We start from the raw sequence: 1,540 nt of genomic DNA on the forward strand, positions 1-1,540 counted from the left end.
AATGTACCAATACGATCAGTACGACCAGACCATCGTTGACGAACGCGTCGCGCAGTACCGCGACCAGGTTCGCCGGCGCCTCTCGGGCGAATTGAGCGAAGAAGAGTTCCGCCCGCTGCGCCTGCAGAACGGCCTGTACATGCAGCGCCACGCGTACATGCACCGCATCGCGATTCCCTACGGCAACCTGCGCAGCGACCAGCTGCGCATGCTCGGCACGATCGCGCGCGAGCACGACCGCGGCTACGGCCACTTCTCGACGCGCTCGAACATCCAGTACAACTGGATCCAGCTCGAGGAAACGCCTGAAATCCTGCGCAAGCTCGCCTCGGTGCAGATGCACGGCATCCAGACCTCGGGCAACTGCATCCGCAACATCACCGCCGACCAGTTCGCGGGCGTGGCCCCCGACGAGGTGGTCGATCCGCGCCCCTGGGCCGAGATCCTGCGCCAGTGGTCGACGTTCCACCCCGAATTCGCGTGGCTGCCGCGCAAGTTCAAGATCGCCGTCTCGGGCTCGAAGGAAGACCGTGCGGCCGTGCAGATCCACGATCTGGGCGTGTATCTGGACCGCAATGCCGACGGCGAAATCGTCGCGAGCATTCTCGCGGGCGGGGGGCTCGGCCGCACGCCGATCGTCGGCGCGATCATCCGGCGCGACCTGCCGTGGCAGCATCTCCTGACCTACTGCGAAGCCGTGCTGCGCGTGTACAACCGCTACGGCCGCCGCGACAACCTCTACAAGGCGCGCATCAAGATCCTCGTGAAGGCGCTCTCGCCCGCGAAGTTCGCGCAGCAGGTGGAAGAGGAATGGCAGCACCTGAAGGACGGCCCCTCGACGCTCACGCAGGCCGAAGTGGAGCGCGTGTCGCAGTACTTCGTGCCGCCCGCGTATGAAAAGCTGCCCGACACCGATACGTCGTACGAAAAGCATCTGCTCGAAACCCGTGCGTTCGCGCGCTGGGTGGAGCGCAACGTGCGTCCGCACCGCGTGCCGGGCTACGCCTCGGTCACGCTCTCGCTCAAGCCGCGCAACATCGCGCCGGGTGACGCCACCGACGCGCAGATGGAAGCCGTGGCCGACTGGGCCGACGCGTATTCGTACGGCCAGGTCCGCGTCTCGCACGAGCAGAACCTGATCCTCGCCGACGTGAAGAAGCGCGACCTCTACGCGCTGTGGGAGAAGGCGAAGGCGCAGGGTTTCGCGACGGCGAACATCGGACTGCTGACCGACATCATCGCGTGCCCGGGGGGCGACTTCTGCTCGCTCGCGAACGCGAAGTCGATCCCCATCGCGCTGGCGATCCAGGAGCGCTTCGACAATCTCGACTTCGTCCACGACCTGGGCGACCTGTCGTTCAACATCTCGGGCTGCATGAATTCGTGCGGTCACCATCACGTGGGCAATATCGGCGTGCTGGGTGTCGACAAGGACGGCGCGGAGTGGTACCAGGTGTCGCTGGGCGGCGAGCAGGGCAACGGCGCCAACGGTGCGCGCCTGGGCCGCGTGATCGGGCCGTCGTTCTCGGCCGAAGAGATG

At 66.0% G+C, this 1,540-nt stretch carries 1 protein-coding gene; it reads left to right on the forward strand.

The genetic code is table 11. The features are described from left to right. Position 1 precedes the first annotated feature (1 nt). Positions 2-1,540, forward strand: a 1,539-nt coding sequence (locus tag BAC01S_RS29750; RefSeq protein WP_027798016.1) for a nitrite/sulfite reductase, incomplete at its 3' end; no start/stop codon positions are given.

The sequence above is a fragment of the Paraburkholderia acidipaludis NBRC 101816 genome, from assembly GCF_000684975.1.
Lineage (GTDB): Bacteria > Pseudomonadota > Gammaproteobacteria > Burkholderiales > Burkholderiaceae > Paraburkholderia > Paraburkholderia acidipaludis.